21 protein-coding genes are annotated in these 24,945 nt (G+C 72.6%); 6 read left to right on the top strand and 15 right to left on the bottom strand.

What is annotated here, in order from left to right; all coding sequences use genetic code 11:
• The first annotated feature begins 58 nt into the window (after positions 1 to 58).
• Positions 59 to 808, top strand: a complete 750-nt coding sequence (locus ACWGH1_RS08695; protein ID WP_453408546.1) for an enoyl-CoA hydratase/isomerase family protein — start codon at positions 59 to 61, stop codon at positions 806 to 808.
• Here the strand turns inward: ACWGH1_RS08695 and ACWGH1_RS08690 are convergent.
• Together ACWGH1_RS08690 and ACWGH1_RS08685 are read right to left on the bottom strand one after the other, a co-directional pair.
• Positions 783 to 1,421, bottom strand: coding sequence for a DJ-1/PfpI family protein (locus ACWGH1_RS08690; protein ID WP_453357261.1), 639 nt, complete (start codon positions 1,419 to 1,421; stop codon positions 783 to 785). The genes ACWGH1_RS08695 and ACWGH1_RS08690 overlap by 26 nt on opposite strands.
• A 51-nt stretch (positions 1,422 to 1,472) precedes the next feature.
• Positions 1,473 to 2,429, bottom strand: a complete 957-nt coding sequence (locus tag ACWGH1_RS08685; RefSeq protein ID WP_453357262.1) for a GlxA family transcriptional regulator — start codon at positions 2,427 to 2,429, stop codon at positions 1,473 to 1,475.
• Between the two features lie 103 nt (positions 2,430 to 2,532).
• Here ACWGH1_RS08685 and ACWGH1_RS08680 point away from each other — a divergent pair, with 103 nt between their 5' ends.
• On the top strand, positions 2,533 to 4,170 hold the full coding sequence (locus tag ACWGH1_RS08680) for an ABC-F family ATP-binding cassette domain-containing protein (RefSeq protein ID WP_453408545.1): 1,638 nt from the start codon (positions 2,533 to 2,535) through the stop codon (positions 4,168 to 4,170).
• On the opposite strand, the gene ACWGH1_RS08675 is transcribed toward ACWGH1_RS08680, so the two are convergent.
• From ACWGH1_RS08675 to ACWGH1_RS08655, 5 genes are all read right to left on the bottom strand, one after another.
• Complete coding sequence (locus tag ACWGH1_RS08675; RefSeq protein ID WP_453354422.1) at positions 4,167 to 4,940, bottom strand: SDR family NAD(P)-dependent oxidoreductase; 774 nt, start codon at positions 4,938 to 4,940, stop codon at positions 4,167 to 4,169. The genes ACWGH1_RS08680 and ACWGH1_RS08675 overlap by 4 nt on opposite strands.
• Before the next feature lie 41 nt (positions 4,941 to 4,981).
• Positions 4,982 to 6,175 carry an MAB_1171c family putative transporter gene (locus tag ACWGH1_RS08670; protein WP_453354421.1) on the bottom strand — a complete coding sequence of 398 codons (1,194 nt, stop codon included), beginning with the start codon at positions 6,173 to 6,175 and terminating at the stop codon, positions 4,982 to 4,984.
• Positions 6,165 to 6,632 carry a hypothetical protein gene (locus ACWGH1_RS08665; protein ID WP_453354420.1) on the bottom strand — a complete coding sequence of 156 codons (468 nt, stop codon included), beginning with the start codon at positions 6,630 to 6,632 and terminating at the stop codon, positions 6,165 to 6,167. The genes ACWGH1_RS08670 and ACWGH1_RS08665 overlap by 11 nt, the downstream gene beginning before the upstream one ends.
• Before the next feature lie 283 nt (positions 6,633 to 6,915).
• Positions 6,916 to 9,387 (bottom strand): Tex family protein, encoded by a 2,472-nt coding sequence (locus ACWGH1_RS08660; protein ID WP_453354424.1) that lies wholly within the window; start codon positions 9,385 to 9,387, stop codon positions 6,916 to 6,918.
• 94 nt (positions 9,388 to 9,481) lie between these two features.
• Positions 9,482 to 10,345 (bottom strand): SCO6745 family protein, encoded by an 864-nt coding sequence (locus ACWGH1_RS08655; RefSeq protein ID WP_453354419.1) that lies wholly within the window; start codon positions 10,343 to 10,345, stop codon positions 9,482 to 9,484.
• A 273-nt stretch (positions 10,346 to 10,618) separates the two neighbouring features.
• Between ACWGH1_RS08655 and ACWGH1_RS08650 the strand changes: the two genes are divergently transcribed.
• On the top strand, positions 10,619 to 12,127 hold the full coding sequence (locus ACWGH1_RS08650; RefSeq protein ID WP_453354418.1) for a M1 family metallopeptidase: 1,509 nt from the start codon (positions 10,619 to 10,621) through the stop codon (positions 12,125 to 12,127).
• 35 nt (positions 12,128 to 12,162) lie between these two features.
• On the opposite strand, the gene ACWGH1_RS08645 is transcribed toward ACWGH1_RS08650, so the two are convergent.
• Positions 12,163 to 13,050 (bottom strand): oxygenase MpaB family protein, encoded by an 888-nt coding sequence (locus ACWGH1_RS08645; protein WP_453408544.1) that lies wholly within the window; start codon positions 13,048 to 13,050, stop codon positions 12,163 to 12,165.
• A gap of 128 nt (positions 13,051 to 13,178) precedes the next feature.
• On the opposite strand from ACWGH1_RS08645, the gene sph reads away from it, so the two are divergent.
• The gene (gene sph / locus ACWGH1_RS08640; protein ID WP_453352125.1) at positions 13,179 to 14,168 is read left to right on the top strand and encodes a sphingomyelin phosphodiesterase; all 990 of its coding nucleotides are present in this window, start codon (positions 13,179 to 13,181) and stop codon (positions 14,166 to 14,168) included.
• A gap of 135 nt (positions 14,169 to 14,303) precedes the next feature.
• Here sph and ACWGH1_RS08635 read toward each other — a convergent pair whose 3' ends face one another.
• Positions 14,304 to 16,121, bottom strand: coding sequence for an AMP-dependent synthetase/ligase (locus ACWGH1_RS08635; RefSeq protein WP_453352124.1), 1,818 nt, complete (start codon positions 16,119 to 16,121; stop codon positions 14,304 to 14,306).
• A gap of 85 nt (positions 16,122 to 16,206) precedes the next feature.
• Here ACWGH1_RS08635 and ACWGH1_RS08630 point away from each other — a divergent pair, with 85 nt between their 5' ends.
• Positions 16,207 to 16,932, top strand: a complete 726-nt coding sequence (locus ACWGH1_RS08630; RefSeq protein ID WP_453408543.1) for a MerR family transcriptional regulator — start codon at positions 16,207 to 16,209, stop codon at positions 16,930 to 16,932.
• Between the two features lie 10 nt (positions 16,933 to 16,942).
• Positions 16,943 to 17,602, top strand: coding sequence for a maltokinase N-terminal cap-like domain-containing protein (locus ACWGH1_RS08625; protein ID WP_453352122.1), 660 nt, complete (start codon positions 16,943 to 16,945; stop codon positions 17,600 to 17,602).
• Between the two features lie 50 nt (positions 17,603 to 17,652).
• On the opposite strand, the gene ACWGH1_RS08620 is transcribed toward ACWGH1_RS08625, so the two are convergent.
• The 6 genes from ACWGH1_RS08620 to ACWGH1_RS08595 form a co-directional block, all read right to left on the bottom strand.
• The gene (locus ACWGH1_RS08620) at positions 17,653 to 19,824 is read right to left on the bottom strand and encodes a 3-hydroxyacyl-CoA dehydrogenase NAD-binding domain-containing protein (RefSeq protein WP_453352121.1); all 2,172 of its coding nucleotides are present in this window, start codon (positions 19,822 to 19,824) and stop codon (positions 17,653 to 17,655) included.
• A gap of 44 nt (positions 19,825 to 19,868) precedes the next feature.
• Complete coding sequence (locus ACWGH1_RS08615; protein WP_453352120.1) at positions 19,869 to 21,083, bottom strand: acetyl-CoA C-acetyltransferase; 1,215 nt, start codon at positions 21,081 to 21,083, stop codon at positions 19,869 to 19,871.
• 23 nt (positions 21,084 to 21,106) lie between these two features.
• Entirely contained in the window at positions 21,107 to 22,249 is a 1,143-nt protein-coding gene (locus tag ACWGH1_RS08610; RefSeq protein WP_453352119.1) for an acyl-CoA dehydrogenase family protein, read from the bottom strand.
• Positions 22,250 to 22,258: 9 nt separating this feature from the next.
• On the bottom strand, positions 22,259 to 23,284 hold the full coding sequence (locus ACWGH1_RS08605) for an LLM class F420-dependent oxidoreductase (protein ID WP_453408542.1): 1,026 nt from the start codon (positions 23,282 to 23,284) through the stop codon (positions 22,259 to 22,261).
• On the bottom strand, positions 23,284 to 24,414 hold the full coding sequence (locus tag ACWGH1_RS08600) for a CaiB/BaiF CoA transferase family protein (protein ID WP_453352117.1): 1,131 nt from the start codon (positions 24,412 to 24,414) through the stop codon (positions 23,284 to 23,286). The genes ACWGH1_RS08605 and ACWGH1_RS08600 overlap by 1 nt, the downstream gene beginning before the upstream one ends.
• 95 nt (positions 24,415 to 24,509) lie before the next feature.
• A complete protein-coding gene (locus tag ACWGH1_RS08595) occupies positions 24,510 to 24,902 on the bottom strand; it encodes an MmcQ/YjbR family DNA-binding protein (protein WP_453352116.1) in 393 nt (130 codons plus the stop codon).
• Positions 24,903 to 24,945 lie beyond the last annotated feature (43 nt).

The raw sequence follows: 24,945 nt of genomic DNA, 5'->3' as shown, positions 1-24,945 counted from the left end.
GCCCCCCGGACGGACTCCAACGATCATAGGTTCGACGGACCCGGATAGCATCCGGCGCATGGACGCAGCCCTCCTTCACACGGTGGCCGACGGGGTCGCCACCGTCGTCATCTCGCACCCGGCGAAGCGGAACGCCATGACGGCCGGCATGTGGCGGGCCCTGCCCGGGCTGCTGTCCGCGCTGGCCGGCGACGCGTCCGTACGGGTCGTCGTGCTGACGGGGGCCGGGCCGACCTTCTGCGCGGGAGCCGACATCACCTCGCTGCGGGGCGACGACGACCCGCAGGCGCTGTCCGTTGCGGCGGAGGAGGCCCTGGCCGCCTTCCCGAAGCCCACGATCGCCGCGATCCGGGGGTTCTGCGTGGGCGGCGGGAGCCAGCTGGCGGCGGCGTGCGACCTGCGCTTCGCGGAGGCGGGGGCGCGGTTCGGGGTGACCCCGGCGAAGCTGGGCATCGTCTACTCGGCCCCGTCGACGCGGCGGCTGGCCGCGCTGGTCGGGCCGGCGACCGCCAAGTACCTGCTCTTCTCGGCGGAGTTGATCGAGGCGGAGCACGCCTTGCGGGCAGGGTTCCTGAACGAGCTGCTGCCGGCCGGGGAGCTCGACGAGCGCGTGGCTGAGTTCGCCCGGCTGCTGACCGCCCGCTCACAGCTGACGCAGGGCGCGGCGAAGGAGTTCGCGGACGGCCGGACGGACCGGGACGCGTACTGGGCCGCCCAGGCCGCGGCCGGCGGCGACACCGCGGAGGGTGTCGCCGCCTTCCTGGAGCGCCGGGCGCCCGCCTTTACCTGGACCCCTCCGGCGGACTGACCGCGCGCAGCCGCGCGACGAGCTCGGCCGGGGCCTTCGCCGGGGAGCCGGCGTCGTAGGGCGGCTGGGGGTCGTACTCGGTCATCAGCTGCACGGTCCGGGCGACGTCGTCGCCGGCGATGCGGCCGAGGAGGGTGAGGCCCATGTCGATGCCGGCGGACACCCCGGCGGCGGTCACGTACTTGCCGTCGAAGACGACGCGCTCGCCGGTCGGCTCGGCGCCGAACGCGGGAAGCCGGTCCAGGAACAGCCAGTGGCCCGCGGACCGGCGCCCGTCGAGCAGGCCGGCGGCGGCCAGCAGGAGCGAGCCGGTGCAGACCGAGGTGGTCCAGGTCGTGGTGGCGTCGACGGCCCGCAGCCAGTCCAGCACGGCGGGGTTCGCCATCTGGACGTCGGGGTGCGGACAGCCGGGCACGATGACGATGTCCGGGCGGGTGACCTCGTCGAGCGCCTTGTCGGCGACGAGCGCGAGGTTCCCTGCATCGACCCGCACGGGCCCCGGCCGTTCGGCGACGAAGACGACCTCGGCACCCGGGAGCCGCCCCAGGGTGTCGAAGGGCCCGATGGCGTCGAGGGCGGTGAACCGGTCGTAGAGCAGTACGGCGATCTGCATGGCTCCTCCGGAGCGGTAGTGGTCGGTACGAGCGGCGCCGGGCCGGCGGGGTCATGGGCCGAAGCGGCGGCGGTATTCGGACGGGGGTTGGCCGAGGGTGCGCAGGAAGGCGCGGCGGAGGGCCTCGGGGGTGGCGTAGCCGGACGCCCGGGCGACCTGGGCGACGCCCGCGCCACCCTCTTCCAGCAGCCGTCGCGCGTGCTCCACCCGCACCCGCTCGACGTACCGCCCAGGCGTCACCCCCGTCTCCGTCCGGAACGCCCGCGCGAAGTGCCGCGGCGAGAGCGACGCCCGCGCCGCGAGCGCCTCCACGCTCAGGTCCTCGTCCGGGTGCTCCGTGATCCACTGCTGCACGTCCCGCAGGGGTTCCCGCTGCGCCGTCTGCGCCGCCAGCTGCGCGCTGAACTGCGCCTGGTTCCCGGGCCTGCGCAGGAACACCACCAGGTGCCGGGCGATCAGCAGCGCGACGTCCCGGCCGACGTCCTCCTCCACCAGCGCGAGCGCGAGGTCGATGCCGGCCGTCACCCCGGCCGAGGTCGCCACCCGCCCGTCCCGTACGTAGATCGGTTCGGGTTCGACCGTGACGGCCGGGTAGTCCCGCGCCATCCGTTCGCAGGCGTCCCAGTGCGTCGTGGCCCGGTGCCCGTCCAGCAGCCCCGCCTCCGCCAGCAGCAGTCCCCCCGTGCACACCGACACCACCCGCTCCGCGCGCCCCCCGTACGCGCGGAGCCAGTCGGTGAGCCGCGGCTCGAAGTCACCCGAGTACCGGCCCCCGGGCACCAGCAGGGTGGTTCCCGGCCCGGGCCGGGCGCTTTCCAGGTCCGCGTCGGGGACCAGGGTCAGCCCGCTGCCGGTGCGTACGGGAGCACCCCCGGGGGAGACCGTCCGGATCCGGTACCCGGGATGCTCCGGGAACCGCCCGACACCGCTGAACACCTCCACCGGGCCGGTCACGTCCAGGCTCTGCACCCCGTCGTAGAGGAGGACGAGCACGTTTCGAGACGACATGGCTCCATCCTGTGACGCGGCCCCGATGGCCGCAATGACGCGCATCCCACCTATCCGGCCACCGTCCGGACCCCGTGGACGGCGCGGATAGGATCGACGGACCATGACTGCAACCCTCGTCGCCAAGAACCTCACCGCCGCGCACGGTGAGCGCACGCTCTTCGCCGGCCTCGACCTCGTCGTCGCACCCGGCGACGTCATCGGCCTCGTCGGCGTCAACGGCGCCGGGAAGTCCACCCTGCTGCGGCTCCTCGCCGGGCTGGACGCCCCCGAAACCGGCGAGCTGCGGCTCTCCCCGCCCGGCGCCGCCGTCGGGCACCTGCCGCAAGAGCCCGAGCGCCGCCCCGGGGAGTCGGTCCGCGAGTTCCTCGCCCGCCGTACCGGCGTCGCGGCCGCGCAGGCCGAGCTCGACGCGGCCACGCAGGGCCTGGTCGACGGCACCCCCGGCGCGGACGACGCCTACGGGGAGGCCCTCGACCGCTGGCTGAACCTCGGCGGAGCGGACCTGGACGAACGGGCCCAGGAAGTCGCCGACGACCTGGGGCTGTCCGTCGGCCTCGACCTCCCGATGGCCGCCCTCTCCGGCGGGCAGGCGGCCCGCGCCGGCCTCGCCTCCCTGCTCTTGTCCCGGTACGACGTGTTCCTGCTCGACGAGCCGACCAACGACCTCGACCTCGACGGTCTGGAGCGGCTGGAGCGGTTCGTGAAGGGGCTGCGCGCGGGCACGGTCGTCATCAGCCACGACCGCGAGTTCCTGTCGCGGACCGTGACCAAGGTCCTCGAACTCGACCTGGCCCAGCAGCAGATCAACCTCTACGGCGGCGGCTACGACGCCTACCTGGAAGAGCGCGAGCGGGCCCGGACGCACGCCCGCGAGGAGTTCGACGAGTACGCCGACAAGCGCTCCGCGCTCGAAGGCCGGGCCGCGATGCAGCGCGGCTGGATGGACAAGGGCGTCAAGAACGCCCGCCGCAAGGCCACGGACAACGACAAGATCGGCAAGAAGTTCCGCAGCGAGGCGAGCGAGAAGCAGGCCGCCAAGGCCCGCCAGACGCAGCGCGCCATCGAGCGGCTGGACGTGGTCGACGAGCCCCGCAAGGAGTGGGAGCTGCGCATGGAGATCGCCGCGGCTCCCCGCTCGGGCTCGGTGGTCGCCACCCTGCGCGAAGCGGCCGTCACCCGGGGCGACTTCCACTTCGGCCCGGCCAGCCTGCAGATCGACTGGGCGGACCGGGTCGCCATCACCGGCGCCAACGGGGCCGGGAAGTCCACCCTGCTGGCCGTACTGCTCGGCCGGCTGACGCCGGACTCCGGCGCGGCCGTCCTCGGTTCCGGCGTGCTCGTCGGTGAAGTGGACCAGGCGCGGGGCCTGTTCCTCGGCGACGAGCCGCTGCTGGAGGCGTTCTGCGCCGCCGTACCGGACACCGAGCCCGCCGAAGTCCGCACCCTGTTGGCCAAGTTCGGCCTCAAGGCGGTGCACGTACTGCGCCCGGCGGCCACCCTCTCGCCCGGCGAGCGCACCCGCGCGGCGCTGGCGCTGCTCCAGGGCCGCGGGGTGAACCTGCTGGTGCTGGACGAGCCCACCAACCACCTCGACCTGCCGGCGATCGAGCAGCTGGAGTCGGCGCTGGACGCCTACGAGGGCACGTTGCTGCTGGTCACCCACGACCGCCGGATGCTCGACGCGGTGCACGTGACCCGCCGCCTGGAAGTCTCGGGCGGCAAGGTCACGGAGCTCTAGACGTTCTCGGGCGCCCGCCGGGTGCGGGCCATCCGGCGGGCCACGAAGTCGCGCGGGAGGTGGCGGGCCGCGAGGGCGTACGCCTGGTAGCGGCGGCTGGTGACGCTGAGGGGGCGGCGCCGGGCCAGGTCCCGCAGGGCCTTGGCCACCACCGCCCCGGGCTCCAGCCACACCGCGTCGCGCAGGGCGCTGACGTCCATCCCGGCGCGCTCCTGGAACTCGGTGCGGGTGAAGCCGGGCACCACGGCCAGCACGCGCACCCCGTACGGTTCCATGTCGATCCGTACGGATTCGCTGAACGCGGTGATCCAGGCCTTGGCGGCCCCGTAGGTCCCGGTGGGCAGCAGTCCCGCGACCGACGAGACGTTGAGCACCGCGCCCCGGCGGCGCTCGCGCAGGCCCGGCAGCAGCGCGTGGGTCAGTCGCAGCGGGACCTTGGCCAGCAGGTCGAGCATCCGCTCCTCGTCCTCGACCGGGCTGTACGGGAAGGGCGCGGGCAGTCCGAAGCCGGCGTTGTTGACCAGGATGTCGACGGGCCGCGTCCGGTCGGCGAGCCGCTCGGCGACCTTCGCGCACTCCGCGGGGTCGAGCAGGTCCGCGGGCAGCACCTCGCAGGCCGTCCCGGACAGGCGGCCGAGCTCCTCGGCGAGGACGGTGAGCCGGTCCTTGTCGCGGGCGACGAGGACGAGGTCGCAGCCCTTGGCGGCGAGGCCCCGCGCGAAGGCCGCGCCGAGGCCGGAACTGGCCCCGGTGATCAGAGCGGTGGTCACTGCGGTGGCACTCCTTCGGTGGTGGTGCGGACGGCCGGGGTTCACGCCGGCCGCGGCGTGAACGCGGTGGTGGAGGCGGACGCGTACGCCTCCGCGACGTGCACCAGGAAGCGGGCCTCCTCGTCCAGGTCGCCGCCTTCCGCGGAGGTCTGGATCGCGGCGGGCAGCTCCAGGGCGGAGGCCTCCCCCGCCTGCTGTCCGGGCAACCCGGCCAGTTTGGCCTGCCGGGCCTCCTTGAGTACGCAGGCCAGCGCGGCCGCGGAGCGCCGCTGCTCGGGCACCCCGCTGCCGGCGACGTGGGTGCGCGCCAGCTCTGCGAGACCCGGGGCCACGTACTCCCCCAGGATCAGGATGGCGTCGCGCGTCTCGATGACCTTCCGGTACACCAGCAGGTTGCGCGGCAGGGGCGGCCACAGCAGCTCCACGACCCGCCCGGCGCGCGGCTTCGACAGGACGACGTGCGGTACGGCTAGGACCAGGTCCCGCCACAGCGGCCACAGCCGCCAGGCGGTGGCGATGTCGGCGGTCGTACGGCGCAGGGTGAAGAGCGTCGGGACGACGATGGCGGCGGCGCGCAGCAGCCCGTGCAGGTTCATCATCAGCGGCAGGGCGGGCATGGCCCAGGTGCTGCCGAAGAGGGCCTTGAGCAGGTACACGAACCAGAACACGCCGGCGAGGGCCGTGCCGAGGCCGAACAGCCGCAGCCCGAGGGCCAGTCCGCGGCTCTCGGTGCGGCGGCTGTAGCGGGCGCACACGTACACGCAGGTGGTGTTGGCGACGAGGTGGGCCGAGATCAGCACCAGCCAGTACGCGAGGGAGGGCACCGGGTCCCCGACGGGCGGCATGGTGTGCGTACCGTGGTCCGGCGCGAGGCCGTCCAGCACGATCAGCGTGGTCAGCCAGAGCACCGTGCCGGTCCGGGCGGCCAGTTGGAGTCGGCGGCCCCCGGTGGCGGCGGCCACGAAGTAGACCACGGCGCCGGCCGACAGGACGCCGATGAGGTTGCGCACCAGGCCGATCGTGTGCGCGTAGCCGGCGTCGCGGCTGGTCGCGTAGGCCACGACGGCGGGCAGGTTCAGGGTCATCGCGGCCGCGGCGGTGGCGACGGCGAGCCACAGGCCGCGCTGCTGCGGGGAGCGCAGCGCGCCGGGCGCACGCAGCAGGACCGCGATCCACAGGCACACCACGCTGGGGACGGCGAGCCAGTCGCCGAACGCGGTGAGGTCAGCTGCCATCGTGCGCGCCCCGCTGCCCGTACCCCATGGCGGACTCCAGGCGGGCGAGGGCGCCGCGCGGTTCGGTGCGCGCGCGCGGGCCGTTGCCCGCGGTCCGCGTGCGGATCATGCTCGCGAGCATCTCCGCCTCCTGCTCCTGGCGGGTGGTGTAGTTGGTGCGTCCGAGCACGACGGGGGCCTTGCCGTCGGTCTCCTCGCCCTCCAGCGAGTGGTGGCCGAACAGGATGTGGCCGAGCTCGTGGAGCACGATGTGCTCGCGGTGCAGGGGGGTGGTCTGGGCCTCGTAGAAGACGTAGTCGACGCGGGCGGTGCCGACCCACAGTCCGCAGACGCCGGATTCGGCGGCTTCCTTGGGCAGCGGGTGGAGCCGGATCGGGCGGCCGCGCTGTTCGGCGATGTCCGTGCACAGGTGCTCGAGCGAGAACGGGCGGGGCAGGTCGAGATGGCCGAGAATCATCTCGCACCGTTTACGCAAGTTGAGATTCCGATAGGGCATGTGTTCCCTCTTCGGACCCTTTCTCGGGCAGCGTCGATAGGCGTGCGTGGGCATGGGCGTACATCCTGTGCCTTGAGGCGGCCTCGGGAGTGCGGTCCCGGAGGGGAATGCGGAAGCCCGTCCGCGTCAGGACGAACGGGCGTTCCACCCATGCCTACAGATCTTTTACGGGAGTTGGCAAGGCCGTGTGCCCAGGTGGGGAACCTATTCGGCCAATCCGTACGCGTCCACGCGCGCGGGGCCGCTACCGCTTGCGGCGCTCCTCCTTGCCGGTGAGGCCGGCCCGGCGCAGGGCGTCCGCCATCGCGCTGTTGGCGGGGGCCGGGGCGTTGCCGCCGCCCTGGCCGCCGGACCGGTTCTGGCCGCCGGCGCCGTTGCCGGTCCTGGCCTGGCCGCCCTGAGCGCCCTGCCCGCCCTGCCGGCCCTGCCCGCGCTGGCCGCCCTGGCCGCGCTGCTGCGGGGGACGGCCGCCGCCGCGGCGCTCCTCGCGCTGCCCCGGGGCGCCCGGGGGACGGTCGCCCGTCGCCTCGTCGTCGATCCGCAGCGTCAAGGAGATCCGCTTGCGCGGGATGTCCACCTCCATGACCTTGACGCGGACGATGTCGCCCGGCTTGACCACGTCGCGCGGATCCTTGACGAAGGTCTTCGACAGGGCCGAGACGTGCGCGAGGCCGTCCTGGTGGACGCCGATGTCGATGAAGGCACCGAAGGCGGCCACGTTGGTGACCACGCCTTCGAGGACCATGCCGGGCGCGAGGTCGCCGATCTTCTCCACGCCCTCCTTGAAGGTGGCCGTCTTGAAGGCGGGGCGCGGGTCGCGGCCCGGCTTCTCCAGCTCCCGCAGGATGTCGGTGACCGTCGGCAGGCCGAACGCCTCCGTGACGAACTGATCCGGCCGCAGCGAGCGCAGCACGCCGCCGTTGCCGATCAGGGCCGCGACCTCGCTGCCCACCGCCTTGGCCATGCCCCGCACCACCGGGTAGGCCTCGGGGTGCACGCTGGAGGCGTCCAGCGGGTCGTCCCCGCCGCGGATCCGCAGGAAGCCGGCGCACTGCTCGTACGCCTTGGGGCCGAGCCGGGCCACGTCCTTGAGCCCCTTGCGGCTGCGGAAGGGGCCGTTGGCGTCGCGGTGGGCGACGATGTTCTCGGCGAGGCCGCCGCTGATGCCCGACACCCGCGAGAGCAGCGGCGCGGAAGCGGTGTTGACGTCGACGCCGACGCCGTTCACACAGTCCTCGACGACCGCGTCCAGCGAACGGGAGAGCTTCACCTCCGACAGGTCGTGCTGGTACTGCCCCACCCCGATGGACTTGGGGTCGATCTTCACCAGCTCGGCGAGCGGGTCCTGGAGGCGGCGGGCGATGGAGACGGCGCCGCGCAGCGAGACGTCCATGCCCGGCAGTTCCTGCGAGGCGAAGGCGGAGGCCGAGTACACCGAGGCGCCGGCCTCGGAGACCATCACCTTGGTCAGTCCGAGCTCCGGGTGGCGGGCGATCAGGTCGCCGGCGAGCTTGTCCGTCTCGCGGGAGGCCGTGCCGTTGCCGATCGCGACGAGTTCGACCGCGTGCTGCGCCGCCAGCCGGGCCAGCTTGGCGAGGGACTCGTCCCACTTGTTGGCGGGCACGTGCGGGTAGATCACGTCGGTGGCCACGACCTTGCCGGTGGCGTCGACCACGGCCACCTTCACGCCGGTGCGGAAACCCGGGTCCAGCCCGAGCGTGGCCCGGGTGCCGGCGGGCGCGGCGAGCAGCAGGTCGCGGAGGTTGGCGGCGAAGACGCGTACGGCCTCGTCCTCGGCGGCTGCGCGCAGCCGGGTCCGCAGGTCGATGCCGAGGTGCACCTGGATCTTCGTGCGCCAGGCCCAGCGGACGGTGTCGGCGAGCCACTTGTCGCCGGGGCGGCCCGAGCCGGGCCCCACGCCGAAGCGGCGGGCGATCATGCCCTCGTACGCGGAAGGCCCGGGCGCCGCGGTCTCCCCGCGCTCGGCGGGCTCGTCGGGCTGGAGGTCGAGGACGAGCACGTCCTCCTTCTCGCCGCGGAGCATGGCGAGGACTCGGTGGGAGGGCAGCGCCGTGAAGGGCTCGGCGAAGTCGAAGTAGTCGGCGAACTTGGCGCCCGTCTCCTCCTTGCCTTCGCGCACCTTGGAGGCGAGCCGGCCGCGGCTCCACATCCGCTCGCGCAGCTCGCCGATCAGGTCGGCGTCCTCGGCGAACTTCTCGGTGAGGATGGCCCGGGCGCCCTCCAGGGCGGCCGCCGCGTCGGCGACGCCCTTGTCCGGGTCCACGAACGCGGCCGCGGCGACGGCCGGTTCCACCGAGGGGTCGGCCAGCAGGCCCTCCGCGAGCGGTTCGAGGCCCGCCTCGCGGGCGATCTGGGCCTTGGTGCGCCGCTTGGGCTTGAAGGGCAGGTAGATGTCCTCCAGCCGGGCCTTGGTGTCGGCCTCCCGGATCCGGGCCTCCAGCTCGGCGTCGAGCTTGCCCTGCTCGCGTACGGAGTCGAGGATCGCCGCCCGCCGGTCCTCCAGCTCGCGCAGGTACCGCAGCCGCTCCTCCAGGGTGCGCAGCTGGGCGTCGTCGAGCATCTCGGTCGCTTCCTTGCGGTAGCGAGCGATGAACGGCACGGTGGAGCCGCCGTCGAGCAGCTCGACGGCGGCCTTGACCTGCCGTTCCCGTACGCCGAGCTCCTCGGCGATCCTGCCTTCGATGGACATCGTCACGGTGCGGTCCTGCCTGCCTTCGTACGTGTGCATGGGATGCGCGGAAGGCTGCCAATTGTGGCAGGTGGCGGTGACGGACGTCCGGAGACCCGGCTCAGGCCTTGCCGAAGAGGCCCTGCGGGAAGGCTCCGGCGCCGATGGCCTTCGTAACGAGCCCGCCGCCGAGTTCGGCGAGGCGGGCCAGGCCGTCCGCGCCGAGGTGCTCGTAGGGAGCGGCGTCGAGGCGGTCGGTTTCCGTCTCCAGCTGCTCGCGCACGGCGGCGCCTTCTTCGGTGAGCTCGCCGGCCGCGTCGAGCATGCCGCGCTCGCGCAGCCGCTCGGTGGCGGCGTCGAGGTCGGACTGCTCCCAGCCGCGGATCGACTTGATCCACTTGGGGGCCATGCCGCGGCCGGTGGCGGTGTGGCTGACCAGGGCTTCCAGCGGGTCCAGCGGTGCGAGCAGGAGCGCGGCGAGGTGACCGTCTCCGCGGTGCTCGCGCAGCAGGGTGGTGGCGTGCCACAGCCGCAGGTGCGGCTCCTCGGGTACGGGGAGGTCGGCGTGGGCGGCGTAGAGGGGGCGGGCGTGCCGGGTGCAGCCCTCGGTGGCCCGCATCGCCAGGTCGGCGGCTTCGGCGACCTCGGGCGACGCGACGGTCTCGTCGCCGAGGAGGCGGCGCAGTGTGGTGTCGACGGCGCGCAACCGGGCGGCGAGTGCCTGCGCGGGCGAGGCGGTCTCCCACACGGCGGGCAGGTGCTCGGCGACCAGGTCGTGGCGGTAGTTGTAGAACGCGGCGGTCACCGTGCCCGCGCCGACGGCGCCCATGGCCGCGGACCGGGAGGCGAGGTTCACGGCGGCTCGGTGCGTGACGCCGAGGGCGGCGAACTCCTTGCCGAGGTCGGGCGAGAAGTAGACGGTGGCGTGCAGCGGGTTGATGGCTGCGTGCCAACAGCGGCGGGCGGCGCGCGGGGGAAGAGTCATGCGGGGCAGATTACCGACTGCTTAGTATGCGGACCAGACCCCACTGCGCCCGGGGGCGCGTTCCGGCCGGTGTGCGGGCGCGGTATCCAGCCGATCTTCGGCCGCCCGATGGCCTGACCGGGCTGTTCGCGGCGCTGCGCGGCCGGCTGTGACGGCCGAATGGCGATCATGTGACAGCAGGCGCCATGGACATGACGCGGCCCGCCACGCGTGAATACGGTCGCACCACGCATCCGCGAACGGAACTGTCTCCCCTACCCCTTGGAGCTCTTCGTGCACCGCAAAGTCATCGCCCCGAGCGTGCTCGCCGCTTCCCTGCTGCTGGTGATCCCGGCGTCGGCGGCCAGTTCCGTCCCGGGCGCCCCGGGCATAGGCGATTCCTACTACCCGACCAGCGGCAACGGCGGATACGACGTATCGCACTACGACCTGCGCCTGAAGTACGAGCCGAAGACGGACCTGCTGGAGGGCACCGCCACCCTCCTGGCCACCGCCACGCAAAACCTGTCCCGCTTCAACCTGGACTTCGGCCTCAAGGTCAGCGAGATCCGGGTCAACGGCGCCAAGGCGAAGTTCGCGGCCTCCGGCGCCCACGAGCTGGAGGTGACCCCGGCGCAGGCCCTGGAGAAGGGCAGGCAGGCCTCGGTCGTCGTCAAGTACGCGGGCAAGCCCTCGGAGTTCAAGGTCGACGGATGGTCGGCCTGGCAGCGCACCCCGGACGGTGGCATCGCGGCGCAGGAGCCCGATTCGGCCGCCTGGTGGTTCCCGGGCAACGACCACCCGCTCGACAAGGCCACCTTCGACATCTCGGTCAACGTCCCGGACGGCACCCAGGCGATCAGCAACGGGGTGCTCGTCTCGCAGAGTTCGAAGCTCGGCTGGACCCGCTACAACTGGCGCTCGAACAAGCCGCAGGCCACGTACCTCGCCACCCTCGCCGTCGGCAAGTTCGACGTCACCACCGACAAGACGGCGAGCGGGCTGCCGATCCTCAACGCGTACAGCAAGGACCTCGGCGACAACGCGGGCGCGGCGCGGGCGAGCGTGGAGCGGACCGGCGAGGTCGCCGAATGGCTGGAGAGCGTCTTCGGCCCGTACCCCTTCAACGCGCTGGGCGGCTACGTGCCGAACGTGCCGTCCGGCTTCGCCCTGGAGACCCAGACCCGCCCGTTCTACAGCCCGCGCCAGTTCTCGAACGGCGCGAACGTCTCGGTGGTCGTCCACGAGCTGGCGCACCAGTGGTACGGCGACAGCGTGTCCGTCGACAATTGGAAGGACATCTGGCTCAACGAGGGCTTCGCCCGCTACAGCCAGTGGCTGTGGTCGGAGAAGGAGGGCGAGGGCACGGCGCAGGAACTCGCCGACTGGGCGTACGCCACGCGTCCGGCGGAGGACCCGTTCTGGCAGGTCAAGCCGGGAGACCCGGGTGCTGACAACCAGTTCCACGGGGCGGTCTACGACCGGGGCGCGATCGCGGTCCAGGCGCTGCGCAACGAGATCGGCGACGAGAAGTTCTTCAAGATCCTCAAGGGCTGGCCGACCGAGCGCGCCTACGGCAACGCGAAGGTCGCGGACTTCGTGCGGTACGCGGAGAAGGTCTCCGGCAAGCCGCTGGCCCAGCTCTTCGAGACCTGGCTGTACACCCCGGGCAAGCCCGCCTTCGCCCCGCCGGCCGCGGGCCCGGCCCCGGCCGCCCGGTCCTCGAAGGCGCCCGCCGCCCAGCCGGTGGAGCCGAAGTCCTGGAAGAAGATCGCGGAGACCAACTCGGTCCACGAGCACTGACCGCGCCCTGCGCAGGCCCCGCGCGCCGTCGCCCCTCAGCGGGCGGCGGCGCGCCGCCGCGCCCGGGCCGCCCGGGCGACGGGCAGGTAGCGCAGCCGCTCGGGCAGCAGCGGTACGAGGATCCGCACGACCGCGCTGAACCGCCGGAGCCTGCGCTCCTGCACCGGGGTCCACTCCAGCCCGATCGCGGCACGCGCCTCGGGCGGCATGTAGCCGACGGTGACGAAGGCCCGCAGCCGCAGGAACGCGGCCCGCAGCACCGGCCAGGCGAGCCGCAGCAGCAGCCGTACCGGCAGGGGTCCGCCCTCGGGGCGGGGCAGCGCCACGTCGGTGGCGACCAGCTCGCGGGCGACCGGGGTGGGCTCGATCTCCTCGGCCAGCATCCGGCGGTAGTAGACCCAGTACTCTTCGACGCTCTGCGGCATGTCCCGGTCGTGGAGGCCGAGGATCCGGCCCACCTGGAGCCACTCCCGGTACAGCTGGCGCTCCTGGGCCGGGGTGAAGCGGCGCAGCAGGTACCGGCCCGCGTAGAGGTAGACCGGGAAGCCGGTGGCGTGCACCCAGGAGTAGCAGGCGGGGTCGAGCGAGTGGTAGCGGCGCCCGCGGGTGTCGGTGCCCTGGATCTCCTTGTGCAGACGGCGCACCCGGCGGCCCTCCTCGGCGGCCCGCTCGCCGCCGTACACCCACAGCTGGACGGAGCGCAGCGAGCGCTCGCCGCGCCCCCAGGGGTCGGTGCGGAAAACGGAGTACTGGTCGACGCCGGCCCCGATCGCGGGGTGCGCGACCTGCATGGTGAAGGCCGCGGGGAGCATCAGCAGGGCGCGGACGTCCCCGGCGATGGTCCACAGCACGCCGCCGGGCGGGGGCGGCTCGGGGTCGCGGCGGTGGCCGGGCGCCCGGGTGGCGGACTCCGTGTTGCTCATGGTTCAAGTATGCGAGTCCAGACGGCCGTGCTGCGGACAGAAAGTCTCTGCATGGGTGTTACCCAGAGGTAACCGCGGCTGCTTGGATGACGGCGTCGAGCTTCCCCCGCCGGACTGACGGAGCCCCCATGACGCACACCCCGAACCGCCGCGGACGCACCGCCGCCACCGCCGTCGCGGCGATCGCCGCGGGCGCGCTGGCCCTCACCACCGCCCCGGCCGCCACGGCCGCGCAGAGCACCACCGCCCCGCGGCTCAGCGTCCTCACGTACAACACGTTCCTCATGTCCACGAACCTCTACCCCAACTGGGGTCAGGCGTACCGGGCCGCGGAGATCCCCAAGGCCTCCTTCTTCCAGGGACACGACGTCGTGGTGCTCCAGGAGGCCTTCGACAACACCGCCTCGGACGCGCTGAAGTCCAACGCCTCGGCGCAGTACCCCTACCAGACGCCGGTCGTCGGCCGGTCCAAGAGCGGCTGGGACGCCACCGGCGGCTCGTACTCCGCCACCACCCCGGAGGACGGCGGGGTCACGGTCCTGAGCAAGTGGCCGATCCTCCGCAAGGAGCAGGTGGTGTACAAGGACGCCTGCGGCTCGGACTGGTGGTCCAACAAGGGCTTCGCGTACGTCGTGCTCGACGTGAACGGCACCAAGGTGCACGTGGTCGGCACCCACGCCCAGTCCACCGACTCCGGCTGCGGCACGGGTGAGGCGGCGGACATGCGCGCCCGCCAGTTCCGCGCGATGGACGCCTTCCTGGACGCCAAGAACATCCCGGCGGGCGAAGAGGTCATCGTCGCGGGCGACATGAACGTCGACTCGCGCAGCGCCGAGTACCCCTCGATGCTGGCCAACGCCGACCTGGCCGGCGCCGACTCGCGTACGGGGCACCCGTACTCCTTCGACACGGCGCTCAACTCGATCGCGAACTACCGCTACCCGACGGACCCGCGCGAGGACCTGGACTACGTCCTGTACCGCAGGGGCAACGCCCGCCCGGCGGGCTGGGACAACACGGTGGTGAAGGAGCAGTCCGCCCCCTGGACGGTCTCCAGCTGGGGCACCTCCTACACCTACACCAACCTCTCCGACCACTACCCGCTGATCGCCCACTGACCCGGCCGTCCGTCTCCGCACCCAGCGCCGTCCCACGGCTGCTGGAAGGCGCCGGGCCGGCGGAGGCAGCAGGGGCTCGGGGATCGGCACCGGCACCCGGTCCGACGCCGCCCGGCGGCGGGTCCCCGGGTTCCGTTAGGGCTCGTAGAGTTCCTCGATCAGGTCGGCGTACTTCTCGCGGACCACGCGGCGGCGGAGTTTGAGGGACGGGGTGAGTTCGCCCGACTCCGGGCCCCACTCCTCGCTGAGCACGCGGTACCGCTTGATCCGCTCGGTGCGGTTGAGCCGGGCGTTGGCCGCCGCCACCGCGCGGGCGATCTCCTCACGGACCTGCGGGTGCTCGGCGAGTGCCGCGGGCGAGGCCGCCTCGATGCCGCGGGCCGCCGCCCAGGCCGGGGCCAGCTCGGGGTCCAGGACGAGGAGTGCCACGAGGTAGGAGTGCCCGTCGCCGTGCACGAGGGCCTGGCCGATCAGCGGGTGTTCCTTGACCGTGTTCTCCACCAGGGCGGGCGAGACGTTCTTGCCGTTCGAGGTGATGATCAGTTCCTTCTTGCGGTCGGTCAGCCAGAGGAACCCGTCCCGGTCGAGCCGGCCCACGTCCCCAGTGGGGAACCAGCCGTCCGCGTCGCTCGCCCGCTCCACCGAGCCGTCGGGCCGCAGGTAGCCGTCGAAGACGGTCGCGCCGCGGGCGAGTATCTCGCCGTCCCCGGCGGTCTTGAGCTCGACACCGTCGATCGGACGGCCCACCGAACCCAGCCGGAAGCCGTCCGGACTGTTGACCGTGCACACCCCGGCCGTCTCGGTCAGCCCCCAGGCGTCCATGATCGTGATGCCCCACCCCGCCCAGAACCGCACCACGTCGATCGGCATCGGCGCGGTGGCGCTGGCCGTCCAGACCAGCCGGTCCATCCCGGCCAGGGCCAGCAGCGGGTCCAGCACCCCCTCCTTGGCCCGGGCGTACGAGGCCTCCAGCGCCGCCGGGACCGGCTCGCCGCGCTCCCGGTGCCCGGCCACGGCGCGGGCCACGCCGTTGGCCGCCTCGATGGCGGACCGCTGCTCCTCGGGGAGCCCGGCGAGGACGGCACGTACGGCCGCCGCCAGCTTCTCCCAGACCCGGGGCACGCCGAAGAACTGCACGGGGCGCAGTTCGCGGACGGCGCCCGCGACGGCGGCGGGGTCGGCGACGAGGCGGACGTGCCCGGCCCGCAGCAGCGGCAGGTAGATCCCGAGGATCCGCTCCGCGATGTGCGCGAAGGGCAGGTAGCAGATGTGCTCGGCGTGCTCGGGCAGGTCGGTTCGCCGGTCGAGGCGGACCGCCTGGAGCATGATGTTGCGGTGGGTCAGCCGGACCCCCTTGGGGTCTCCCGTGGTGCCTGAGGTGTACACGACGGTCAGCGGGTCCTCGGGCAGCGTCCGGCGCCAGCCCTTCTCGAAGGCCTCGGCGCACCGGGCCGGGACCTCGGCCGCGCGCAGGGAGGCGTACGTGCGGTGCGGGCCCGCGTCGGCCTCCTCGGCGACGACGAGGCGCTCCAGGGCCACCGTCGGGTCGTCCAGCAGCGGCTCCCAGCGGGGGAGTTCACGCACGCCCTCCACGACGGCGAGCCGGGCCCTGCTGTGGCGGGCTATGTGGGCGACCTGCTCGGGCGCGGAGGTTCCGTACACGGTGACGGGGACGGCGCCGAGGTGGACCAGGGCGAGGTCGGTGAGCCAGTGCTCGGGGCGGTTGCCCATCATCAGCAGCACGTGCTCGCCGCGCTCGACGCCGAGGGCCGCGTAGCCGCAGGCGAGGGCGGCGACCTCGTGGCGGACCTGGCCCCAGCTGAGGGTCCGCCAGCCGGTCCCCGCGCGCCAGGAGAGGGCGGGCAGGTCAGCGTATCGGCCGACGTTGCGGGCGAGCAGGACGGGGAGGGTGAGTTCCCCGGGCGGTCCGGGCAGTCGCAGGGTCGTGGTCATGGGCAGCTCCTGGCCGTTTCACATCGTTGGTGCGACAGCAATACTGTTGAACCCAAGCTGTGGAGCAGAGAGCGAGGCGCAGACGATGGCCGACCAGGCACCCGAGCCGACGCTCACCGTCGACGAACTGGCCGCCCGGGCGGGTGTCACCGTCCGCACCGTACGGTTCTACAGCACGCGCGGGCTTTTGCCCCCTCCCGTGATCGGACCGCGTCGGGTGGGCCACTACGGCCCCGAGCACCTCTCCCGCCTCGCCCTGATCGAGGAGTTGCAGCACCAGGGCATGACCCTGTCGGCCATCGAGCGCTACCTGGACGCGCTGCCCGACGACCTGAGCGCGCACGACCTGGCCATCCACCGGGCGCTGGTGGCGGCCTGGGCCCCGGACTCGGCGATGGAGTCCTCGCGGGAGGAGCTGGAGAAGCGGGCCGGGCGGGCGCTGACGGAGACCGACGTCCGGCGGCTGACGGCGATGAACGTGCTGACGCCGGCCGGCGAGGGGTTCCGGGTGGACGTGGGGCTGCTGCGGCTGGGGGTGGCGCTGCTGGACGTGCCGATCTCCTACGAGACGATCCTGGCGGCCCGCTCGGTCCTGCTGGACCACGCGCGGACGGCCGCGCACCAGCTGACGGCGCTCTTCCGGGATGAGGTGTGGGGTCCGTTCACCGAGGGCGAGAGCGATCCGGAGCGGGTGGAGTCGATGAAGGCACTGTCCGCGCACATGCAACCAATGGTGGTGCAGGCACTGGTGACGGCCTTTCAGCGGTCGTTGAAGGAGGAGCTGCGCACTGCCTTCGTCCCGGAGGGGTAGGTTCGCGGGCATGGCGATCATTCACAAGACCTCGATGAACCCGGGCAAACTGGAGCTGCTCGCACCCTGGCTCTCGGCCCAGCCGTGGTACGTGTCCACGCAGCGTGCCCCCGAGCCGGCCCGCGCGGGCGGCTTCCGGCTCGACGACCCGGAGGGGGAGGTGGGTCTCGAATTCATGGTGCTCACCGAGGAGTCGCCCGACGGACCGGTCGCCTACCACGTTCCGCTCAGCTACCGAGGGGCGCCGCTGGAGGGCGCCGAAGCGGCTCTGATCGGCACCTCGGAGCACGGTGTGCTCGGCCGGCGCTGGGTGTACGACGGCACCCGCGACCCGGTGCTCGTCGGGCAGTTGCTGTCGCTGCTCCAGGGCCGGGCCGTGGCCCAGGCGCAGGGCCGCTCGGACACGCCGGACCCGTCCGTATCCGCGCAGTTCGACGGACGGAGCCTGCCGGTCCCGCTGCTTCCCCCGCTGCGGCCGCAGGTCGCGCACACCGCACGGGACACGGAGATCGCCGTCGGTGACGGTCCGAGGCTCACCGTGGCGCGGGTCCTGCGGCCGCACGGCGCGGCGGATGCCCCCACCGGGGCGATCGGCCGGGTCACGGCGGGCTGGAACGCCCCGGACGGCACCGCCCACCGGGGCCTGTTCGCCGCGCTGTACCCGGCGTAGGCCGGGCGTACGGCTCCGCGGTGGGCGTACCCCGGAGCCGTACCCCGCGGTCAGTCGGCGTACGTCTCGCCGCGCTCCGCCTTCGCCACCAGGGAGGCCGGCGGGGTGAACCGCTCGCCGTACTGGGCGGCCAGCTCGCGCGCGCGGGCCACGAAGCCCGGCAGACCGCCCTGGTAGCCGTTGACGTACTGGATCACGCCGCCGGTCCAGGCCGGGAAGCCGATGCCCATGATCGAGCCGATGTTGGCGTCGGCGATCGAGGTCAGCACGCCCTCGTCGAGGCAGCGGACGGTGTCCAGCGCCTCGGAGAAGAGCATCCGCTCCTTCATGTCCTCGAAGGGGATCTCGGCGTCCGGCTTGGCGAAGTGCTCGCGCAGGCCGGGCCAGATGCGGACGCGCTTGCCCGTCTCGTCGTACTCGTAGAACCCGGCGCCGCCGCTGCGGCCCGGGCGGCCGAAGTCGTCCACCATCCGGTCGATGACCGCGTCCGCCGGGTGCTCGGTCCACGCGCGGCCCTCGGCCTCGAAGGCCTTGCGGGTCTCGTTGCGGATCTTGCGCGGCAGGGTCAGGGTCAGCTCGTCCATCAGGGACAGCACCTTCGCCGGGTACCCGGCCTGCGCCGCGGCCTGTTCGATCGAGGCGGGCTCGATGCCCTCGCCGACCATGGCCACGCCCTCGTTGATGAACTGGCCGATGACGCGCGAGGTGAAGAAGCCGCGCGAGTCGTTGACCACGATCGGGGTCTTGTTGATCTGGCGGACCAGGTCGAAGGCGCGGGCAATGGCCTCGTCCCCGGTGCGCTCGCCCTTGATGATCTCCACCAGCGGCATCTTGTCGACGGGCGAGAAGAAGTGCAGTCCGATGAAGTCGACGGGGCGCGAGACGCCCTCCGCGAGCCCCGTGATGGGGAGCGTGGAGGTGTTGGAACAGAGCAGGGCATCGGGGGCGACGACGTCCTGGACCTCCTGGAACACCCGGTGCTTGAGGGCGGTGTCCTCGAAGACGGCCTCGATGACGGCGTCGCAGCCCGCCAGGTCGGCGGCCTCCGCGGTGGGCGTGATCCGGGCGAGCAGCTCGGCGCGCTCGGCCTCGGTGGTGCGGCCGCGCGAGAGGGCCTTGTCGAGCAGCTTCTCGGAGTACGCCTTGCCCTTCGCCGCGGCCTCGGGCGTGACGTCCTTGAGCACGACGTCGATGCCCGCGCGGGCGCAGGAGTACGCGATGCCCGCGCCCATCATCCCGGCGCCGAGGACCGCGACCTTGCGCACGCGGCGGGGCGCGATGCCCTGCGGGCGGCTGCGGCCGGCGTTGACGGCCTGGAGGTCGAAGAAGAACGCCTGGATCATGTTCTTGGCGGTCTGGCCGGTGACCAGCTCGGTGAAGTACCGGGCCTCGATGGTCAGCGCGGTCTCGAAGTCCACCTGCGAGCCCTCGACGGCACAGGCCAGGATGTTGCGCGGCGCCGGGTAAGGGGCCCCGTTCAGCTGCTTCTTGAGGTTGGCGGGGAACGCGGGGAGGTTCGCGGCGAACCGCGGGCTGGCCGGCGTACCGCCCGGGATCTTGTAGCCGGGGACGTCCCACGGCTGCTTCGACTCCGGGTTGGCATCGATGAAGGCGCGGGCCTTGGCCAGCATCTCCTCCGGCGTCGCGGCGAGTTCGTGGACCAGGCCGTTGTCCAGGGCGCGCCGGGGGCTGTACTGGGTGCCCTGGAGCAGCACCTTCAGCAGCGCGTCCGCGATGCCCATCAGGCGTACGGTGCGGGTCACGCCGCCGCCGGCCGGCAGCAGGCCGAGCGTGACCTCCGGCAGGCCGATCTTCGAGCCGGGGGTGTCGAGGGCGATCCGGTGGTGGGAGGCGAGGCAGATCTCGTAACCGCCGCCGAGGGCGGCTCCGTTGATGGCGGCGACGACGGGCTTGCCGAGGGTCTCGATGCGGCGCAGCGAGCGCTTGATCGCGGTCCCGGTGTCGAAGGCCAGCCGGGCGTCCTCGGGGCGCAGCCGGACCATGTCCTTGAGGTCTCCGCCGGCGAAGAAGGTCTTCTTGGCGGAGGTGTAGATGATGCCCCGGATGGAGTCCCGCTCCGCCTCGGCGCGGTCGGCGATCGCCGCGATGGAGTCCTTGAAGGCCTGGTTCATCGTGTTGGCGGACTGGCCGGGGTCGTCGAGGACGAGGGTGACGACGCCGGTCTCGTCCTGTTCCCAGCGGATCGTGGTGGACTCGCTCATGTTCGCTACTTCCGTGTCGGAGGGTTCGGTGGTCACAGGACGATTCAGAGGCGCTCGACGACGGTCGCGACGCCCATGCCGCCGCCGACGCAGAGGGTGACGAGCCCGTAGCGCTTGTCCTGGCGCTCCAGTTCGTCGATGACGGTGCCCAGGATCATCGCCCCGGTGGCGCCGAGCGGGTGGCCCAGCGCGATGGCGCCGCCGTTGACGTTGACCTTGTCGAGGGAGAGGCCCATGTCCTTGACGAAGCGGAGCACGACGCCCGCGAACGCCTCGTTGATCTCGACCAGGTCGATGTCGTCGATGGTCAGACCGGCCTTGGCGAGGGCCTTGCGGGTGGCCGGGGCGGGGCCGGTGAGCATGATGGTCGGCTCGGAGCCGGAGACGGCGGCCGAGACGATCCGGGCACGCGGCGTCAGGCCGCCCCGCTCCCCCGCCTCGCGAGAGCCGATGGCGACGAGCGAGGCGCCGTCCACGATGCCGGAGGAGTTGCCCGCGTGGTGGACGTGGTCGATCTTCTCGACCCAGTGGTACTTCTGGAGCGCGACCGCGTCGAAGCCGCCCAGGTCGCCGATGTCCGCGAACGACGGCTTGAGCTTGGCGAGGGTGTCGGCGGTGGTGCCGGGGCGGATGAACTCGTCGTGGTCCAGGACCACCAGGCCGTTGCGGTCGGTAACGGGGACGACGGACTTCGCGAAGCGGCCGTCCTTGACGGCCGTCGCGGCGCGCTCCTGGGACAGGGCCGCGTACTCGTCGACGTCGCGCCGCGAGAATCCCTCGATCGTGGCGATCAGGTCGGCGCCGATGCCCTGCGGGACGAAACCGGTGTCCCAGTTGGTCATCGGGTCGGCGAACCAGGCGCCGCCGTCGGAGGCCATCGGCACCCGCGACATGGACTCCACGCCGCCCGCGAGGACCAGGTCCTCCCAGCCGGAGCGGACCTTGGCGGCGGCCAGGTTGACGGCTTCCAGGCCGGAGGCACAGAAGCGGTTCTCCTGGACCCCGGCCACCGTGTCGGGGAGACCTGCGGCGATCGCCGCGATGCGGGCGATGTCGGAGCCCTGGTCGCCGACCGGGCCGACGACACCGAGCACGATGTCGTCGATGGTGGCCGGGTCGAGACCGGGGTTGCGCTCGCGCAGGGCGTGGATGAGGCCGACGACCAGGTCGATCGGCTTGGTGCCGTGCAGGGCGCCGTTGGCCTTGCCGCGGCCGCGCGGCGTGCGGATCGCGTCGTATACGTACGCTTCGGTGCTCACTGGTCAAGCCTTTCGAGGGGAGGTTAGCCGAGCAGGGAACGGCCGATGATCTCTTTCATGATCTCGGTCGTGCCGCCGTAGATGGTCTGGATGCGTCCGTCGGTGAAGGCCCGCGCGACCGGGTACTCGCTCATGTACCCGTAGCCGCCGTGCAGTTGCAGGCAGCGGTCCGCGACCCGCTTCTGGAGTTCGGTGGCCCACCACTTGGCCATCGAGGCGTGGACGTGGTCCAGTTCGCCGTTGGAGTGGTCCACGATGCACCGGTCCAGGAACGCCCGGGTGACGGCGCACTCGGTGGCCATCTCCGCTATCTCGAACCGGATGTGCTGGAGCTTGGAGAGCGGCCGGCCGAAGGCCTCGCGCTCCTTGACGTACGCGGTCGTGATCTCCAGCAGGTGCTCGGCGGCGGCGATGCCCGCCATCGCGATGCCCATCCGCTCCTGCGCGAGGTTGGTCATCAGATGGAGGAAGGCGCCGTTCCGCTCGCCGAGCAGGTTCTCCTTGGGGACCCGTACGTCGTGGAAGAACAACTCGGCGGTGTCCTGCGCCTTCTGGCCGATCTTGTCGAGGTTGCGGCCGCGCTCGAAGCCCTCCGCGCCGCGCTCGACGACCAGCAGCGACAGGCCGTGCGCCCCGCCCTCGGGGGTCGTCTTCGCCACCACGATGACCAGGTCGGCCAGGATGCCGTTGGAGATGAAGGTCTTGGAGCCGTTGAGCAGCCAGTGGTCGCCCCGGTCCTCGGCGCTCGTGCGGATGCCCTGGAGGTCCGAGCCGGCGCCGGGCTCGGTCATCGCGATCGCCGTTATCGTCTCGCCCGAGCAGAACCCGGGCAGCCAGCGGCGCTTCTGCTCCTCGGTGGCCAGCGAGGTCAGGTACGGGCCGATGATGTCGTTGTGCAGGCCGATCGCGAGTCCGGGCGCGCCCGCCCGGGTGAACTCCTCGGCGATCACGGCGGCGTAGCGGAAGTCGGGGTTCCCGCCGCCTCCGTACTCCTCGGGGACGGCGAGTCCCAGCAGGCCCTGCCGGCCGGCGGCCCGCCAGGCCGCGCGGCTGACGATGCCGTCCTTCTCCCACTGCTCGTAGTGCGGCAGCACCTCCTTGGCGAGGAAGGTGCGTACGGTCTCGCGGAACGCCTCGTGGTCGGCGTCGAAGATGCGGCGTTGCATCGGGGCTCCCTAAAGCCAGCTCTTGACGGTTTCGATCAGGCGGGCCGGCTCGGGGCCGACGGGCGTGACGTTGAGCATGGTGACGCCCGCCGCGCGGAACGCCTCGACGCGCTCGCGAACGTAGCCTCCGGGCCCGCACAGCGTCATGAGCTCGCAGAACTCGTCCGGTACCGCCGCGGCCGCATCGCGTTTGCGTCCCGAGAGGTAGAGTTCCTGGATCTTCCGGGCCTCCTCCTCGTAGCCGTAGGCGACGGCGAGGTCGTTGTAGAAGTTCTTGCCGACCGCGCCCATGCCGCCGACGTACAGGGCGATCTGCGGGCGGGCGAGTTCCCGGACGGCCGCCGCGTCCGCGCCGATCGCGAGCAGCCCGCCCGCGACGACCTGGAGCGGGCCGAGGCCGGGGTCCCGGCGGGCGGCGCCCGCGGCGAGGGAGTCGCCCCACACGGCGTCCGCCTTCTCGGGGAGGAACAGGGTGGGCAGCCAGCCGTCGGCGATCTCGGCGGTCATCGCCACGTTCGCCGGGCCGAGGGAGGCCACGTAGACGGGAACGGCCAAACGCACGGGGCGGGTCAGCATCTTCAGCGGCTTGCCGGGCCGGCCGCCCTTGGCGGGCGGCAGGGGCATGTCGGTGATGCCGTGGTGGTCGATGGTCTCGCGGCGCCAGATCCGCCGGCACAGCTCCACCGTCTCGCGGGTGCGGCCGACGGGCCTGTCGTACGGCCTGCCGTGCCAGCCCTCGATCACCTGCGGGCCGGAGGCGCCGAGACCGAGCATCGCCCGGCCGCCGGACATCGCGTCGAGCCCGGCCGCCGTCTGGGCGATGAGGGCGGGGGTGCGCGAGTAGACGTTCAGGATGGCGGAGCCGATCCGCATGCGCTCGGTGCGGGCGGCCAGGTAGCCCATGATCGTCGGGGAGTCGAAGCCCCAGGCCTCGGCCACCCACACCGCGTCGAGTCCGGCTGTCTCCAGCGCGGCCGCCTCGTCCGCGGCCCGGCGCGGATCGCCCGAGTAGTCGAGCATCATGGAGAGTTCCATCAGGCGCCCTTCCCCGGCAGGCCCGGTACGTCCCAGTCCAGCGCCACGGAATCGGTGTGCGCCCCCGGCTGCGCGGGGCCGCTCCTGACGGCGGCCGGGGTGGCGGAGAAGCGGGGCGCGGGGGCGGGCTGGGTGATCCCGCCGAAGTCGGTGAAGGTGCCCCGGGCCGCGAGGTGGGGGTGGTGCGGTGCCTCGCCCAGGGAGAGCACCGGCGCCACGCAGGCGTCGGAGCCCTCGAAGACGGCCGTCCACTCCGCCCGGGTCCGGGACTTGAAGCGTGCGGCGACGCTCTCGCGCAGCTCGCCCCAGCGGGCGAGGTCCTTGCGGGCCGGGGCCTGCTCCTTGATGCCGAGCAGTTCCGTGAAGGTGTCGTAGAACTGCTGTTCCAAGGCCCCGACCGCCATGTATCCGCCGTCGGAGGTCTCGTAGGTGCCGTAGAAGGGGCAGCCGCCGTCGAGCAGGTTGGCGCCGCGCCGGTCCTGCCAGCCGCCGGCCGCCATCATGCCGTGGATCATGGCGGTGAGGTGGGCCGTCCCGTCGACGATCGCGGCGTCCACGACCTGGCCGGTGCCGCCGGGGGTGCCGGCGTGGCGGAGGGCGGCGAGCACGCCGATCACCAGGTAGAGCGACCCGCCCGCGTAGTCGCCGACCAGGTTGGCGGGGACCGCGGGCGGCCGGCCCGGGTCGCCGATCATGCCGAGGGCCCCGGTGACGGCGATGTACGCGATGTCGTGCCCCGCGGTGTGGGAGAGCGGGCCGTCCTGGCCCCAGCCGGTCATCCGGCCGTAGACGAGCTTCGGGTTGCGGGCGTGGCAGTCGGCCGGGCCGACGCCGAGCCGCTCGGCCACCCCGGGGCGGAACCCCTCGATCAGCACGTCGGCCCGCTCGACCAGTTCCAGTACCCGGCCGGGGCCTTCGGGCGCCTTCAGGTCGATCAGCACCGAGCGCTTGTTGCGGTTGGTGACGTCGTACGCCGGGTTCACGGCGAGGCCGCCGCCCCCGGGACGGTCCACGCGGACCACGTCCGCGCCGAGGTCGGCGAGGAGCATCGCCGCGAACGGGCCCGGACCGATCCCGGCCAGTTCGACGACACGTACTCCGGCGAGCGGGCCGGTACCGGACACTGCCATCGAACCCCCAGCGATTCCCGTGGGAAGTGTGTGACACAACTGATGTAACACCAGTGATGCTAGGAACGTGTTCCACTCAGCACAAGAGCGGGCGCTTAGCCATCTGCCTCGATCCGCGCGTCGAGTTCCCGGATGTGGCGTTTGAGTGCGACGGTGCGGTAGCTCTCCTCGATCCACTCGCACAGCACGTCGGCGGCCGGTGCCCCCTTCCCGTCCAGCGGGAGGGAGACCCATCCGGCCCGGCCGAGGCCGTACCCGGTCGGCGCGGCGCCCGGAAAGGTCATCGCGTGGCCGTGCAGCGCCTCGTCCTTGAGCTTCACGGAGAGGCCGGGCGGCTGCGGGCCGTCGGCGTCGCCCAGAAAGACGAAGATCTTCTTGTTGACCTTGACCACGCAGTCCCCGGGCCCCCAGGGGAACTCCTCGACCGCCTCGGGCAGCCCCAGAGCGAACTCCCGCGCCTTCTGCCACTTGCGCACCGCGGCCTTCATCGACGCCTCCACTTACCGCAGGTCACACCTGCTCGTACGGACA

The sequence above is a fragment of the Streptomyces sp. NPDC054883 genome (genome assembly GCF_053610645.1).
The sequence above is the reverse complement of the archived record's forward strand: the minus strand, read 5'-3'. Positions and strand labels throughout refer to the sequence as shown.